The sequence below is a fragment of the Arthrobacter sp. PL16 genome (assembly GCF_035985055.1).
Lineage (GTDB): Bacteria > Actinomycetota > Actinomycetes > Actinomycetales > Micrococcaceae > Arthrobacter_D > Arthrobacter_D cheniae.
The window spans coordinates 358,195-372,536 of sequence record NZ_JAXCIC010000002.1 but is presented as its reverse complement, the minus strand read 5'-3'; the positions used below and the strand labels follow the sequence as shown (position 1 = coordinate 372,536).

Genomic DNA, 14,342 nt, shown 5'->3' with positions numbered 1-14,342 from the left:
GAGCGGGTCGCTGTCGAGGGTCGGCCACCTGGCGGCCCGGTGCGGGCAGGTCTTCTCAGCACCGGCGCGAACCCGATGGAACCCGCTGGGGTGGTGCGGGGCAGCGCGAGCACTGCGCTGGCGCACACCAGCAGAAAGGCGACGGTCAGCCCGGTCATGGCGTGTGACGGTAATGGGGCTCCTCTGCGCCTCGGTCAGCGTCGGACTCGACCCACCCGACGCGGCGTGCGAACTCCTCCCAGCCCGCCGAGCGACGGCATCCCGTGTCCATGTGGACGAGCACCGGAATAACGACCAACCCTTGTGTCTGCACCAACCGCAGCAGACCGATGCTTTGAACGTGCCGGCCTTGAGAGCCACGGGCTACGTGCACCACCACGTCGAGGGCACTTGCGGCTTGAAGGGCAAGTGCTTCGGACGTCAGGCCCGCGAGCGCAGCGAGTGCGCTCAACCGCGCGGGTACAGCTTCGGCCGAATTGGCATGGATCGTTGCTCCACCGCCGTCGTGCCCCGTGTTCATGGCCGCCAGCAGTTCGCGAACCTCCGCCCCCCTGCACTCGCCGACGACGAGCCGGTCCGGCCTCATTCTCAGCGCCTGCCTCACGAGCTCGGTGAGGTCCAGCACTCCAGCACCTTCGAGATTGCCGTGGCGTGCCTGCAATCCAACGGTATGTGGGTGCTCCGGATTGAGCTCGGCCGCGTCCTCGACCAGCACCACGCGCTCGTGCGGAGCGGCGAGCCCGAGCAGGGTGGAGAGCAGGGTGGTCTTGCCCGTCCCCGTCGCGCCACTGATGAGGAAGTTGAGACGGCACCGCATCATCAGTGTCAACGCCTGAGCCATCATCGGTCCCCCCGTCCCGCCTGCGGTGAGTTCCTGGAGCGAGAACACGCGCGGGCGCCGGATCCTGATGCACAGGAGGGTGCCCGTCGTGGAGATGGGAGGAAGGACCGCGTGGACGCGGAGTCCCTCGATCTGCACGTCGACGGCCGGACAGCCGTCGTCGAGCCGCCTGCCTCCCGCAGCGACGAGCCGGACGGCCAGGGCGCGCACCTCGTCGTCGGTCGCGAAAGCGCGACCGACTCGTCGAAGTCCACTGGCGCCGTCGACCCAGACGTCGTCCGGCCCGTTGACCAGGATGTCGGTGACGGCATCATCCGCCAGGAGATACTCGAGTGGCCCGAGGCCCTTGAGCTCGGCTCGGACGTGATCGAGGGCTGACAGCACACCCGCCGACCCCAGCAGCCTCCCACTCGATCCGATCGCATCCGCGAATGCCGCACCGGTCGTCACGACATCACCGGCGAGGACGGCTCGCCGCACCGCCTCCACCATCGAGGCGCCGTGGCGTTCAGGTGCCACTGCGTCCGACGTTGCCTGACCACCGACGGGATGGGTAGAAGCATCGTGGCTCGCGGCACGGAGTTGCCGACGTGTCTGCCCCACCGGCAGGTCGCCGTCCCTCATTCGAACAGCTCGAGACCGCGGCTGATCGAGTCCACAGTTTTCCGTGCCTTTCGCGGAAGTCGGACATCGAGCATGCGTCCGCTTGCTTCGGCGGAGGAGACACCGCGTACAGAGGGTAGGTACGGCAGCGGTCCTGGCTGTTCCATCAACTCTGCAACATGCCAGGCATCGAGTCCGTCGAAGACCGGGCCACGAAGTACGACGGTCAGAGGAAGGGACGAATGGGTCCGGGAGATGCCACGTGCCGCAGCGACGCCCCTCGGACGGGACGGAACGAGCAACACCAGCTCGTCACACATGGACGCCAGGACTGCGCCCGCAGCACTGCTGACGGCGCAGTCCACGAGGGTCAGATCGAAGGCTCCGCGCGCTGCGTCGAGGACAACCCCGGCCGTATCCAGTCCGTCGCTCGGCCCGATGTCAGCTACCCCTGAAGTATGGGACAGTACGGACAAGTTGTGGTCGGAGGGCAGCGCAGACGCCAGTTGTTCGGAATTGAGCGTCCCGCGGATGTCACCGAGATCCTGCCAGCGCACACCCGGACGCTCCTCCAGCCCGAGGGCGAGATCCAGACCACCGCCGGTTGCATGCCCGTCCACGAGCAGGGTGGTTCGCCCTCGACGCGCAAGGCTGCGAGCGCACCAGAACGCGAATGTACTGACACCGCACCCGCCGACGGCGCCGAGGAAACCGACCAGCGATCCCGCGGCAGCCGGGTTCACCCGACGGCCGAGGTGCTCGGCCAACCAACCCCCTCCCTGAGGCAGGATGACGACCCGGGACGACGCGAGGTTCGCCGCCCGCGCCCAGGCCCTCGCCTCGTCATCCGCCGTTCCCACCACGATGACGTCGCGGTGGTGTGGCAGCCCTCCCAGAGCTTGATCTGCACCGACCAGCAGCACGGTAGGGTCCAGCGGCAAGGCATCCGCGAGTCCCCCCACGAGCACCGGCGTGACCCCTGCTGCCGCACACGCGCGGGCAACCTGGTCCTGCACGAGCTGCGAACCGCCCGCAAGGACCACCGGCCTACGTCGGGCGTCGAAGCTCCATGTCTGCTGCGTCATGTGGCTAGCCTCCCCGAGGGCCGGTGATCTCCGGGTCGAACGACCGGTATGTGGACAACAGCACCGGACGAATCTGCGAATTGCAGGAATGACACTGCGACGGCCGACAATATGACCATGTACATCGCCGTGGCGCCTTCGTCGTCGAGCCACGGCAGCAGTGGCACTGTCGAGCTGCAACGCCTCGATGCTGGCGGGACGCGGGTCGGCGAAACGAGAACCGTCGAACGCAGGCTGCTGCGATCCGTCGTCGCGGAGGAAGAAGCCCGCGCTCCGCGCTGGGTGTGGAGCGGCACGAGGCTCTGGTACCCCTCTTTGCTGGCGACGGGCATCACTGTCGACCGCTGCTGGGACCTCACCCTCACGCGCTCCATCCTCTCCAACTCGCCGTTCTGCCACTCCTCGCCGTACATCGACTCCCTGCGGGCAACCACGCACCCTGCTAACGGGGCCGAGCCGCCCAGAACCCTCCTGCCACCCCCGCCTGCCCCCAACCAGCATTCCCTCTTCGATGAACCGCGGGAGGAAACGGGCCCCTTCCTCGAGGACGTCATCCGGGAGTTCGGCAATCAACTCGCTGCGAGTTCGCGATCCTCCGACCCCAGGCGCCTCAACCTGCTCATCGCGGCCGAATCCGCCGGTAGCCTGATCGCGTCCGAGATGGAGCACTGGGGACTCCCCTGGCGCAGGGACGTTCACGAGAACCTCCTCGAGCAGACCCTCGGTCCGCGCCCCCCGGAGGGTTCCCGGCCGGCGGAACTGGAAGGGCTCGCGGGCGAGCTGCGACGAATTCTGGGCCACCCGGCGCTGAATCCGGACTCGCCGCAGGACGTGCTGCGCGCCCTGCATCGCGCCGGTATAGAGGTGAAGACGACTCGCTCCTGGGAGCTGGAGCGGCAGCAGCATGCCGTCATCGAACCCCTCCTCGCCTACAAGAAGCTGTCGCGACTCCTGACGGCGAACGGGTGGAACTGGCTTGATGCCTGGGTGCGCGACGGCCGGTTCCGGCCCGAGTACGTCGTCGGCGGCGTCGTGTCGGGGAGATGGGCCTCTCGCGGTGGCGGAGCCCTGCAGATCCCGCGACTGGTGCGCGACGCCGTCCGGCCTGATGACGGCCACCTCTTCATCGTGGCGGATGCCGCCCAGCTCGAGCCAAGGGTCCTGGCCGCGCTGGGACGCGATTCGGCGCTGGCAACGGCGGCCCGTGGCAAAGATCTCTACCAGGGCATCGCCGACCAGGGTTTCGGTGGCGATCGCTCGAAGGCCAAGCTCGCGATGCTCGGTGCCATGTACGGAGCTACCAGCGGCGAATCCGGCAGGCTGATGCCCGAGCTGACGCGCGCGTATCCGCGTGCGATCGGTGTCGTCGAAGCAGCAGCGAGGGCCGGTGAGGCGGGCGACGGAGTCTCGAGCTATCTCGGTCGGGGATGCCCCCCGGCATCCGATGAGTGGCGCGCTCGGCAGCTGACGACGACGGCGGAGGAACAGCGCCGCGCGGACGGCGCAGCGCGTGCCCGTGGACGATTCACGCGGAACTTCGTGGTGCAGGCGTCCGCCGCTGAATGGGCGTTGTGCTGGCTTGCAGAGATACGACGCCGGCTCGCGGCGAGCAGCATCCCGGACCCGAGAAGCCGCATCGCGCTCTTCCTCCATGACGAGGTGGTCCTCCACGCGCCCACCGCACACGCGGAAGAAGCACGGACGATCCTCGAGGAATCGGCCCGGTCTGCGACACGTCTGATCTTCGGTGACATACCGATCGAGTTCTCTATCGCAACGGTCACCGTGCGTTCCTACGCGGACGCCAAATAGCTTCTTCGACCAGGCGCTCATGAGCACTTATGCACATAGTGCAGTGGGGCCGGTCACGGGCTCGTTCGGCCCGTACGGTGGCAGGACGAATGGCGAGAGGTGGGCAGGGTGAGCGTGTTGAAGGTCGATACCGACCGGTATGAGGAAGCCGCGGGACTGGAGGATGCGGCCGGTCGAGGTATTGCAGATGCTGTCGCAGCGGCGAGCTCGACACTCGAACGGACGGCCGGAATGGCGGGTTGGGATGCCATGGGGTCGGGATGGGCGGCTTCGTACGACCTGGCCGCCCGGGAGGTGCTCGATGCCTGTCGCGAACTAGCCCTCGCGTCCTCGGACACGTCCCGTGCACTCTCCGTGGCAGCGGGTAATTACGTCGAGGCCGAGCACGTCGCGTCGATGGGCCTGTCCGCCCTGATCATCCCGTTCATGCCGGCGGCCTTGCCCGAGACCTACGGATCAGCCCTCCCGTCAGCCGCTGACGGCAGTCCCGGTTGGCCGCCACCCTGCTGGGACATCGTCGCCGGCATAGCGGGAGTCGTCTGGCCGGCTGGTGATCCGGATGTGCTGAGGACAGCCGGCACCACCTGGACGAGACTCGCGAGCGACCTCGAGGCAGGCATCACCGGCCCTTCCACTTCTGCACGCGACACTGTCCAGGGCCTGCTGTCACGGGACCTCACGGTGTTCCGCGAGCGGAGCACCGCTACCCGGGACTACGGCTACCAGATCGCGCAGGCGTCGAGGGATATCGCCGGCGGGTGCGTATCCCTGGCCGATGCGATCGGAACGGCCCATGAGGAGTTGATCGATGAGACGCGGTCTTTCGCGGCCGAGTGTGCGCTGCTGGCCGGGGTCGGAATCGCGTTGGGTTTCGTCACCCTGGGAGGATCTGCTGCCATCACGTCCCTCGTCGGGGCTGCCCGGGCTGCCCAGATGGTGGCCAGGGTGCACGAGGTGCTCTCGCGACTCGTCGTCGTGGCTCGCAGCGTAGCCGTCATTGCCACACGCCTGCCGGGAGCGGGCAGGCTGACTGCGGGTCTCCACTCCTTGTCGAAGGCCTCCGCTGCCCTGTCGTCACGTACTCAGCCGGCACGGCAGGCGCTCTCCTCGGTGTCGGGGCACAGCGCATTCTCCGACCAGCGGTCCCGCTTGGCGCCCGCGATCCGGATTGTCCGCCCCCTCGGCGCGGTGGGCATCAAGGTACTCGACTCCACCGCGGTCTCCGTCGCGCTCTCGAACCCTGCCCGGCTGGCGTTGGACCTGCTTCCGCTTGCGGCCCGGCGCACCGCGCTGCCTTCCGTAGTGACGAAGGGAAGCGCTTCGGATCAGATCTTCGCAATGCTCAGGAACAAGGGCCTCGGCACGTCGCCCCTCATTCCCGCAGCGGAGGCGGCGATCAGGACCAAGGACCGCGTCGGGACGGCGACCGAGATGGCCGCGCTTCCCACCACGATCCCGGCGCGCTATGCGCCCCGGAGGATCACGAGCCAGTCGCTCGCGGACTCCGGCCCGGGACGGCTCACAGCGGCGCGGGGATTTCCTGCGAACGATCCCACGGTTGCACCCACCCGAGTCCCTCGAACATCGCATCCAGCAACATCGCAGTGAAGCCCCAGACCACCGCGTCGGGCGTGAGGAACGCAGCGGTCCGACTAATGGAGCCGTTGCGCCGGAGGACCGCTGTCCTCCGGTTCGCAGGATGAAGGAGCGTACTGACGGGACACCGGAACACCGATTCGGACTCAGCAGTGTCCACGGCATGAATAGCCGATTGCTCCGCCCACCACCCGAGGACCGGGGTGACCAGGAAATTGCTGATGGGAAGACCCACTTCCGGCAGCTTCCCCAGGAGTTCGACGCCGGAGGGGTCCAGCCCCGTCTCCTCTCTCGCTTCGCGAAGGGCGGCGGCCCCCTCGTCAGCGTCACCCGGGTCGATGGTTCCGCCGGGAAAAGCGACCTGTCCCGGATGGCTGGACAACGAGCTCGCTCGCATCACGAACAAGAGATCCAGGTCGTTGCGACCGAGGCTCCGCGGGCTGGGTCTGCGGGAGCCGTCGCCCTGCCCCCCGAAGAGGATGAGGACGGCCGCGCGTCGGCTCTTCGCCGCGTCCAGGGTGGCGAGCTGCCAGCCGCTCGGCTTCAAAAGGGTCGCATCCGGTCGGTCCATCGAACTCACCCAGGCGGCCAGCTCCTCGTAGGCGGTCACGTCAGCAACCATGGCATCGGGCACACCGACGCCGACGAATCGGTGGACAGTCCTGTCGGGGACTGCTCCTGGATGAAGGCGGTTGCTCAGGCACCCAGCCCGTGTCCTGCCTCGCGCAGTTCGGCCCGGGTACGTCCGCCACGCATCAACTCCAGGAGCTCTTCCCGCCCGGGCGCCAGCTCGTACTTGAGCAGCTTCGCCGCCTTCATCGGGTCCGTCTCACCGTCACCGTAGGAGGGGCACAACGCCGCGATCGGGCAGACGCCGCACGCGGGCTTCTTCGCGTGGCAGATCCGCCGCCCGTGGAAGATGACACGGTGGGACAGCATCGTCCAGTCCCTGCGCTCGAAGAGGACTGCGACGTCCATTTCGACCTTTACCGGATCTTCGGAGGTGGTCCAGCGGAACCGCCGCGACAGTCGTCCGAAGTGCGTGTCCACGGTGATACCGGGAACGCCGAACGCATTCCCGAGGACGACATTGGCCGTCTTGCGCCCTACTCCGGGCAGGGTGACCAGGTCCTCCAGTCTGGCTGGGACCTCTCCGTCGAACTCGTCGACCAGGCGCCGGGACAGCGAGAGAAGGCTGTTGGCTTTGGCCCGGTAGAAACCGGTGGGCCGGATGATCTCCTGGAGGTCCGTTTCATCCGCTTCGGACAGGGCCTGTGCGTCGGGGTAGCGTTCGAAGAGGGCCGGGGTGGTGAGGTTGACCCGCACGTCGGTCGTCTGGGCGGAGAGCACTGTCGCCACCAGGAGCTCGAAGGCGTTCTTGAAGTCCAGTTCGGCAACCGCGTAGGGGTAGGTCTCGCTGAGGATCCTGTTGATCTTACGAGCCCGACGCTTGAGCGCGAGAGGCGCCTCCTCCTCGACCTTCGCTTTCCTGCCTGCCACGATGGGCTTCCTTTCGGCGGTACTGTTCAGGCCACTGGGGCAGCGGCGAGGGCGGAGCGTCAGTCGCGGGGAGCGCGCTCGATGTTGCGCAGGTCCCGCAGGACGCCTACTGCGCCCGTGCGCTTGTCCTGTACCAGGAATTCACGACCACGGTCTTCGATACCTACTTCCCAATCCCCGGGTTGCAGGGTGAAGACCTCCCGCCCCGTCTGCTCGTCGAAGGCCGGTCGCGGGGAACCGACCGCGAACCAGAAGGCCTCGACGACGGGCTCCTCGTCGGCCGACCGGGTTGCGGTGATAGGTTCCTGGCGACTCCGGTCCTCCGAGGAGCTGTCAGCCTCCGCATAGGTCCTCGTGGGCTCGTCACGCACCACGTCGTGAACGCGCGTCTCGTCGACGCGCTTCACCACGGAGTCCGAGCGATCGGCCGTGTCCGCAGATGCTGCTGCATCATGATCGGATTTCTGGGAGCTAGCCCGCTCGAGACCGGACTGACCTGATGCAGCGGCTCCTGCTCCGACCGCGCCCGCTCCGCCGGCACCGTAGAGACCTGCTCCGTTCTGCCGAACTGCCGCAGCAGCAGGATTGACGCCGTCCTCCGGGGATCGTCGCGCGCGGTCACTGGACCGGACCGGAGCGGACGTGGCAGCGGTCGTGGTTTCGTCCTTCGCGCCGGGCTTCGCCTCGGGAGCGGCCTTCGCAGGTTTCGGCGGCCGCGGGCGCGCGGCCGTCATGGGGCGCGCGGCTGTGTGGGCGGGAATTTCGGGTCGGTCCGCGAAGTCGTTCCTGATGACGGGCAGGAACGGCCCGACGACGGTCGCGGCCAGCATGCCCAAGCTACCGATCAGCGCGAGAAGCGGCCCGTAGTGGAAGGCGGTGACGGTTTGCAGGAAGAAGTAGGTAGCGGCCAGCACGGCGGCGACCGACGCGAACTGATCGACGGAGAGGGAGCCGACACGGAGGCCGGCAGAGCCCAGCCGGCGTCCGGCGATAAGGGCCGCTGCGACCACGGGCAGCAGGATACCGATCCCGATGAAGAAGAGCGGTTCGCTGTTCCAGAAGGTGGAGTAGCGCACCACACCGTCGATGAACGGTAGGAGCGTTCCGATGAAGGCGAGCGCTACTCCTCCCCCGAAGATGACCTCGCGCAGGGTGAACGGACCGAGGAGAGCTTCGCTGGGCCCGAGGGGAGCCGACGTTGTGCCGGTAGAGGCCACACTGCCCGCGGGCGATGCACCACCCTTCCGCGAAACTTCGGCGGCGGAAACATCACCTGCAGTCGACGATGACGCGGAAGACGATAACGCGGTCGACGACGACGCGGTAGACGATGACCGGGACGGCGCAGTCGTACCGACTCCTGAGGAGCCCGAGGTAGAGTGCCCGCTGCCGTGTCTGGGCCCCGGGTGTGATTCTGCCGATGTGGTGCCGGTGGCTCGCTGCCCCTCGGATGCTTCGGTCATGATCTACTCCCGTTCATAGCGCTGGTCACCCGCGGCCCCACGGACCGCCGGCGCTGAATACCTCCTTCCACCCTAGCCACCGGCCCGCGGCATCTCCACCAACACGGAAGGGAGACAGGCCGCCGCTCACCGCACAATCAGCGCATCTCGGCTAGGTCCTGTGATGTCCGGCACACGCCTGCTGGGAGAACTCGATAGTCTTCCCCCTGGAGCACGTTGTGGCGTGGGAAGTCCTTGCGGCACCCGCGCCCCGTCTTGCACAGAGAAACGTCACCGGACACGTCACAAAGGGGTAGAACATGAGCGCCGAACGCCAGGGCGACGCCTTCGAGAACCTGCTGCACGAGGAACGCCGCTTCCCGCCCAGCGAGGAGTTCGCCGCGAATGCCGTCGCACAGCCGTCCCTCTATGACGAGGCACGCGAGCAGGGTACCGAATTCTGGGCACGGCAGGCACGCGAGCTCCTCACTTGGGAGAAGGACTTCACCCAGACGCTCGACTGGTCGGACGCGCCCTTCGCGAAGTGGTTCGTCGGTGGCACGGTGAACGCTGCGTACAACGCGCTCGACCGCCATGTCGAGGCCGGTCTCGGCGACCGCGTCGCGATCCACTTCGAGGGTGAGCCCGGGGACACGCGCACCATCACTTACGCGGAGCTTACCCGGGAGGTCAAGCAGGCGGCGAACGCCTTCGAGTCCCTCGGCGTCCGGAAGGGCGACCGCGTGGCCGTCTACCTTCCGATGATCCCCGAAGCCGTTGTCACTATGCTGGCCTGCGCGAGGATCGGCGCGGTCCACTCCGTGGTCTTCGGTGGCTTCTCGGCCGATGCGCTCCGCAGCCGCATCGACGACGCCGAGGCCAAACTCGTGGTGACCTCCGACGGCACCTACCGCCGCGGCAAGCCGAGCGCCCTCAAGCCGGCCGTCGACGGCGCCCTCGAGAAGGAGGGCCACACGGTCACGAGCGTCGTGGTCGTCCGCCGCAACAACGAGCCGGTCGAATGGACCGAGGGACGCGACGTCTGGTGGCACGACGTCGTCGCCCATGCCTCCGAGGAGCACACCGCCGTGGCGCACGATGCGGAGCACCCGCTCTTCATCCTGTACACCTCGGGGACCACGGGGAAGCCGAAGGGCATCCTGCACACGACCGGCGGCTACCTGACGCAGACGGCCTTCACCCACAAGAACACCTTCGACCTGCGGCCCGAGACCGACGTCTTCTGGTGCACGGCGGACATCGGCTGGGTCACCGGCCACAGCTATGTCGCCTACGCCCCCCTCGTGAACGGCGCCACGCAGCTCATGTACGAGGGAACGCCGGACACCCCGCACCAGGGTCGGTGGTGGGAGCTGATCGAGAAGTACAAGGTCTCCATCCTCTACACGGCGCCGACGGCGATCCGCACGTTCATGAAGTGGGGCCGCGACATCCCCAAGAAGTACGACCTCTCGTCCATCCGCGTCCTCGGGTCCGTCGGGGAGCCCATCAATCCCGAGGCCTGGATGTGGTACCGGGAGGTCATCGGCGGCGGCAAGGCCCCTGTGGTGGATACGTGGTGGCAGACGGAGACCGGCGCGCACATGATCGCGCCGATGCCGGGTGTGACTGCGGCGAAGCCGGGCTCCGCGCAGGTGGCCGTACCCGGAATCGCCGTCGACGTCGTCGACGAGATGGGCGAGTCGGTGCCGAACGGCTCCGGTGGCTACCTGGTCATCCGGGAACCGTGGCCCGCCATGCTGCGCGGCATCTGGGGCGACCCCCAGCGGTTCAAGGACACCTACTGGTCCCGCTTCGACGCCATGTACTTCGCTGGCGACGGCGCCAAGAAGGACGATGACGGAGACATCTGGCTCCTGGGCAGGGTCGACGACGTCATGAACATCTCGGGCCACCGACTGTCCACGACGGAGATAGAGTCGGCGCTGGTGAGCCACCCGTCCGTGGCGGAGGCCGCCGTCGTCGGCGCGAGCGACGAGACGACGGGCCAGGCCGTGGTCGCATTCGTCATCCTGCGCGGTTCGGCGAAGGACGACGACGACATCGTCACCACGCTGCGCAATCACGTGGGTAAGGAGATCGGCCCGATCGCGAAGCCGCGGAACATCCTGGTGGTTCCCGAACTGCCCAAGACGCGCAGCGGGAAGATCATGCGCCGGCTGCTCAAGGATGTCGCCGAGGGTCGCGAGGTCGGGGATGCCACGACGCTGTCCGACCCGACGATCATGCAGCAGATCGCCGCTTCCCTGCGGAAGTAGCGGCTGCAGGACGGAGTGGGAAAGGCCCCCGCACCTGCGGGGGCCTTTCGCGGATCGTGCAGGTACGTCAGCCGATCGTGGCGTCGACCGTGACCTCGATGTTGCCGCGGGTGGCGTTGGAGTACGGGCATACCTGGTGCGCCTGCTCCACGAGCAGGTCTGCCGTCTCCTGGTCCACTCCGCCGATCTCGGCGTGGAGGGCGACGGCGAGCGTGAAGGCCCCGCCGTCGGTGGGGTTGATGCTGACCTCGGCCGTGACGGCGGTGTCACTGATCCTGGCCTTGCTTCGGGCCGCGACGAGCTTCAGGGCGCTGTGGAAGCAGGCGGCGTAGCCGACGGCGAAGAGTTGCTCGGGATTGGTTGCCCCACCGGCGCCACCCATCTCCTTGGGAACTGCCAGATCGACGACGAGCATCCCGTCATCGGTGTGAGCCTTGCCGTTACGTCCGTCGCCGGTCGCGGTGGCGACTGCCGTATAGAGAGCACTCATGGTGTCGATCCTTTCGTCCCGGGTACCCTGCTGGCCCCCGCTCCTCCTGTAGACTAACTAGTCAGTCTACCTGCACCAAATCGCCCACCTAGCGCTACCGATCCCCCAGGGAGCATGATGAACGCCCAGCCGCCCGTCCGCGAGCGCATCCTGGCATCGGCGACCGCACTGTTCGAGGCCACCAGCATCCGCTCGATCAGCGCCGACAGGATCATTGCCGACGCCGGCACCACGAAGGTGACGTTCTACCGCCACTTCCCGACCAAGGATCACCTCGTGGTCGCCTATCTCGATGGTCGACTCGAGCTGCTGAAGGGCGCCGTCGACCGCGAGACCACTGCCGGCCAGGACGCTTGCGCCGTCCTGCTGCAGCTCGCCTCCGCTCATGGCAGCGAAGCCTGCCGACCGGGCTTCCGCGGATGCACCTTCATCAACGCTGCTGCCGAGTACCCCGCCGACGGCAACGTGGTCCGCGCCGCCGTCGAGCGATACCGGACATGGCTTCACGGCCTCGTCGCGGAGCTGGTCCGCGATTTGGGTGCGGACCAGCCGACCGTCGTCGCCGACCAACTGATCATGCTGCGCGACGGCGCGATGGTGCACGGCTTCATGGGCGATCCCGCCTCCGTGACCGACGCGCTCGTCACTGCCGGACGGGCCATCATCAGCGCTCACCTCCGCACACCCCTTCCCGCCTGACTTCACTGCGGCGGAACGACCTGCAGCGGAACGACCTGCAGCTGAGCAACCCACAGCTGAGCAACCCACAGCTGAGCAACCCACAGCGGAACCGCCTGCAGTGGAACGAGGTCTGGCGGATACGCCGGTGTGATCTTGATCCTGAAAGATGGCCCGCGTCCGCCGCCGGGAGGATGATTTCAGCGTGTCCACAACCCTGCAGCAGCCCCCCGTATCGAATCCGCGCATGGCCCGCCGCGTCGCCGGAGCCTCCTTCGTCGGAACCGCCCTCGAATCCTACGATTTCTACGTTTTCGGCACAGCTGCCGCACTCGTCTTCAACACCGTCTTCTTCACGGAACAGGATGCGCTGGCCGGCACGCTCTCGGCGTTCCTGGTCTTCGCCATGGGGTTCGTCGCCCGTCCACTCGGCGCCATCATCTTCGGCCACCTCGGTGACCGCATCGGCCGCAAGCGCACACTGATCTGGACCATCACGCTGATGGGCCTCGCCACCGGCACTGTGGGGCTCCTCCCGGACTACACCTCCATCGGCATCTGGGCACCGATCATCCTCACAGCGCTGCGGTTCCTGCAGGGACTCTCCCTCGGCGGCGAATGGGGCGGCTCCATCCTCATCGCCACCGAGCACGCCGAACCCCGCAAGCGGGCACTCTACGCGTCGATCCCCCAGCTCGGTTCCCCCGTCGGCACCATGCTGATCTCCGCCATCTTCCTCGTCCTCGCCGTCGTCGCGCCCGAGGTCATGACCACTTGGGGCTGGCGTATCCCGTTCCTGCTCGCGTTCCCCTTCCTCGCCGTCGCGATCTACCTCCGCCTCGCCATCGACGAGACACCGGTCTTCGAGCAGGCGAGCCGGAACCACGAGCTCCCCCGCGTGCCGTTCCTCGAGGTCCTGAAGTCGCAGCCCGCCGCGATCGTCGTCGCCATCGCCTCGGCGGTCCTGGGCATCGGCTCCTACTTCCTGATGGTGACCTACACGCAGGCCTACGGAACCACCACCCTCGGCCTCTCCCAGGAAACCGTGCTGAACGCGGCGCTCGTGGGATCCGTCCTGCAGCTCGGCACCATTCCCGCGTTCGGCTACCTGGCGATGCGCATCGGCTCGGCGAAGGTCGTTGCCGGCGGGGCCGTCGGCACGGCGCTCATCGCCTTCCCCCTGTATTGGATCATCAGTGTCGCCACGGAGCCGGTGTACATCGCCGCGATCATCCTCGGCGGCATCCTCCCGACCGCGAGCTGGGCCGCACTCGGCGGACTCATGGCGGATATCTTCAAACCCGCGACGGCATTCACCGCCCTGTCCTTCGCCTACAGCATCGCAGCGATCGTGGCGGGCTTCGCCCCCTCGATCACGCAGCAGTTCGGTATCGCGACGGGGGGCGCCTGGTGGCATCCCGGCGTCGTCCTCGCGGCCATGAGCCTGATCACCGTCGCCGGAGCGCTCGGCGCCGTCCGGCTGCGGTCGCGGCTCGCGCATCCCGAAACGGCCGGCGCGGGTGCGGCATAGTTAGGGCATGACGCCGGCACGCACCCCCAGCATCCTCGTGATCAATGGACCGAATCTGAACCTGCTCGGTACGCGGGAACCGGACGTGTACGGTACGGCGACGCTCGACGACGTCGTCCGGCTCGCGTCCGACGCGGCGCGCAGGGGCGGGTGCGCCGCCACGGCGATGCAGTCCAATCACGAGGGCGAGATCATCGACGCGATCCACGCCGCCCGGGAGACGTCGGACGCGATCGTCATCAACGCCGGGGCACTCACCCACACCTCCATCGCCATCCGCGATGCCCTCGCCGGCGTCGCCCTCCCCGTCGTCGAGGTGCACATCAGCAACGTGCACCGGCGCGAGGACTTCCGGCACCACTCGTACATCTCGGGCGTGGCCGACGCCGTGATCGTGGGTGCGGGGATCGATGGCTACCGGCTCGCCGTGGACCACCTCGCCAGGGGCCTGACCGGTTCCTGAGCCGGCTCGACGGCCCGCGCGG

At 67.6% G+C, this 14,342-nt stretch carries 12 protein-coding genes; 6 read left to right on the top strand and 6 right to left on the bottom strand.

Annotated features, from left to right (window positions below; all coding sequences use genetic code 11):
- Positions 1 to 154: 154 nt before the first annotated feature.
- On the bottom strand, positions 155 to 1,360 hold the full coding sequence (locus tag RCH21_RS05365) for a TadA family conjugal transfer-associated ATPase (protein WP_442784669.1): 1,206 nt from the start codon (positions 1,358 to 1,360) through the stop codon (positions 155 to 157).
- A gap of 101 nt (positions 1,361 to 1,461) precedes the next feature.
- The gene (ssd, locus tag RCH21_RS05360; protein WP_326963505.1) at positions 1,462 to 2,529 is read right to left on the bottom strand and encodes a septum site-determining protein Ssd; all 1,068 of its coding nucleotides are present in this window, start codon (positions 2,527 to 2,529) and stop codon (positions 1,462 to 1,464) included.
- 117 nt (positions 2,530 to 2,646) lie between these two features.
- Here ssd and RCH21_RS05355 point away from each other — a divergent pair, with 117 nt between their 5' ends.
- Together RCH21_RS05355 and RCH21_RS05350 are read left to right on the top strand one after the other, a co-directional pair.
- Entirely contained in the window at positions 2,647 to 4,341 is a 1,695-nt protein-coding gene (locus RCH21_RS05355) for a bifunctional 3'-5' exonuclease/DNA polymerase (protein ID WP_326963504.1), read from the top strand.
- Positions 4,342 to 4,449: 108 nt separating this feature from the next.
- Positions 4,450 to 5,949: a WXG100-like domain-containing protein gene (locus RCH21_RS05350; protein ID WP_326963503.1), complete on the top strand. Its 1,500-nt coding sequence runs from the start codon at positions 4,450 to 4,452 to the stop codon at positions 5,947 to 5,949.
- Here RCH21_RS05350 and RCH21_RS05345 read toward each other — a convergent pair.
- The 3 genes from RCH21_RS05345 to RCH21_RS05335 all read right to left on the bottom strand — a co-directional run bounded on the left by RCH21_RS05345 (position 5,861) and on the right by RCH21_RS05335 (position 8,654).
- Positions 5,861 to 6,547 carry an NUDIX hydrolase gene (locus tag RCH21_RS05345; RefSeq protein ID WP_326963502.1) on the bottom strand — a complete coding sequence of 229 codons (687 nt, stop codon included), beginning with the start codon at positions 6,545 to 6,547 and terminating at the stop codon, positions 5,861 to 5,863. The genes RCH21_RS05350 and RCH21_RS05345 overlap by 89 nt on opposite strands.
- A gap of 86 nt (positions 6,548 to 6,633) precedes the next feature.
- The gene (nth, locus tag RCH21_RS05340; protein ID WP_326963501.1) at positions 6,634 to 7,437 is read right to left on the bottom strand and encodes an endonuclease III; all 804 of its coding nucleotides are present in this window, start codon (positions 7,435 to 7,437) and stop codon (positions 6,634 to 6,636) included.
- Between the two features lie 59 nt (positions 7,438 to 7,496).
- Positions 7,497 to 8,654: a hypothetical protein gene (locus tag RCH21_RS05335; protein ID WP_326963500.1), complete on the bottom strand. Its 1,158-nt coding sequence runs from the start codon at positions 8,652 to 8,654 to the stop codon at positions 7,497 to 7,499.
- 545 nt (positions 8,655 to 9,199) lie between these two features.
- Between RCH21_RS05335 and acs the strand changes: the two genes are divergently transcribed.
- Entirely contained in the window at positions 9,200 to 11,158 is a 1,959-nt protein-coding gene (acs, locus tag RCH21_RS05330) for an acetate--CoA ligase (RefSeq protein ID WP_326963499.1), read from the top strand.
- A gap of 67 nt (positions 11,159 to 11,225) precedes the next feature.
- Here acs and RCH21_RS05325 read toward each other — a convergent pair whose 3' ends face one another.
- Positions 11,226 to 11,648, bottom strand: a complete 423-nt coding sequence (locus tag RCH21_RS05325) for an organic hydroperoxide resistance protein (protein WP_120147307.1) — start codon at positions 11,646 to 11,648, stop codon at positions 11,226 to 11,228.
- 114 nt (positions 11,649 to 11,762) lie between these two features.
- On the opposite strand from RCH21_RS05325, the gene RCH21_RS05320 reads away from it, so the two are divergent.
- From RCH21_RS05320 to aroQ, 3 genes are all read left to right on the top strand, one after another.
- The gene (locus RCH21_RS05320; protein ID WP_326963498.1) at positions 11,763 to 12,347 is read left to right on the top strand and encodes a TetR/AcrR family transcriptional regulator; all 585 of its coding nucleotides are present in this window, start codon (positions 11,763 to 11,765) and stop codon (positions 12,345 to 12,347) included.
- A 184-nt stretch (positions 12,348 to 12,531) separates the two neighbouring features.
- Positions 12,532 to 13,857: an MFS transporter gene (locus RCH21_RS05315; RefSeq protein ID WP_326963497.1), complete on the top strand. Its 1,326-nt coding sequence runs from the start codon at positions 12,532 to 12,534 to the stop codon at positions 13,855 to 13,857.
- Between the two features lie 7 nt (positions 13,858 to 13,864).
- Complete coding sequence (gene aroQ, locus RCH21_RS05310; RefSeq protein ID WP_326963496.1) at positions 13,865 to 14,320, top strand: type II 3-dehydroquinate dehydratase; 456 nt, start codon at positions 13,865 to 13,867, stop codon at positions 14,318 to 14,320.
- Positions 14,321 to 14,342: the final 22 nt, after the last annotated feature.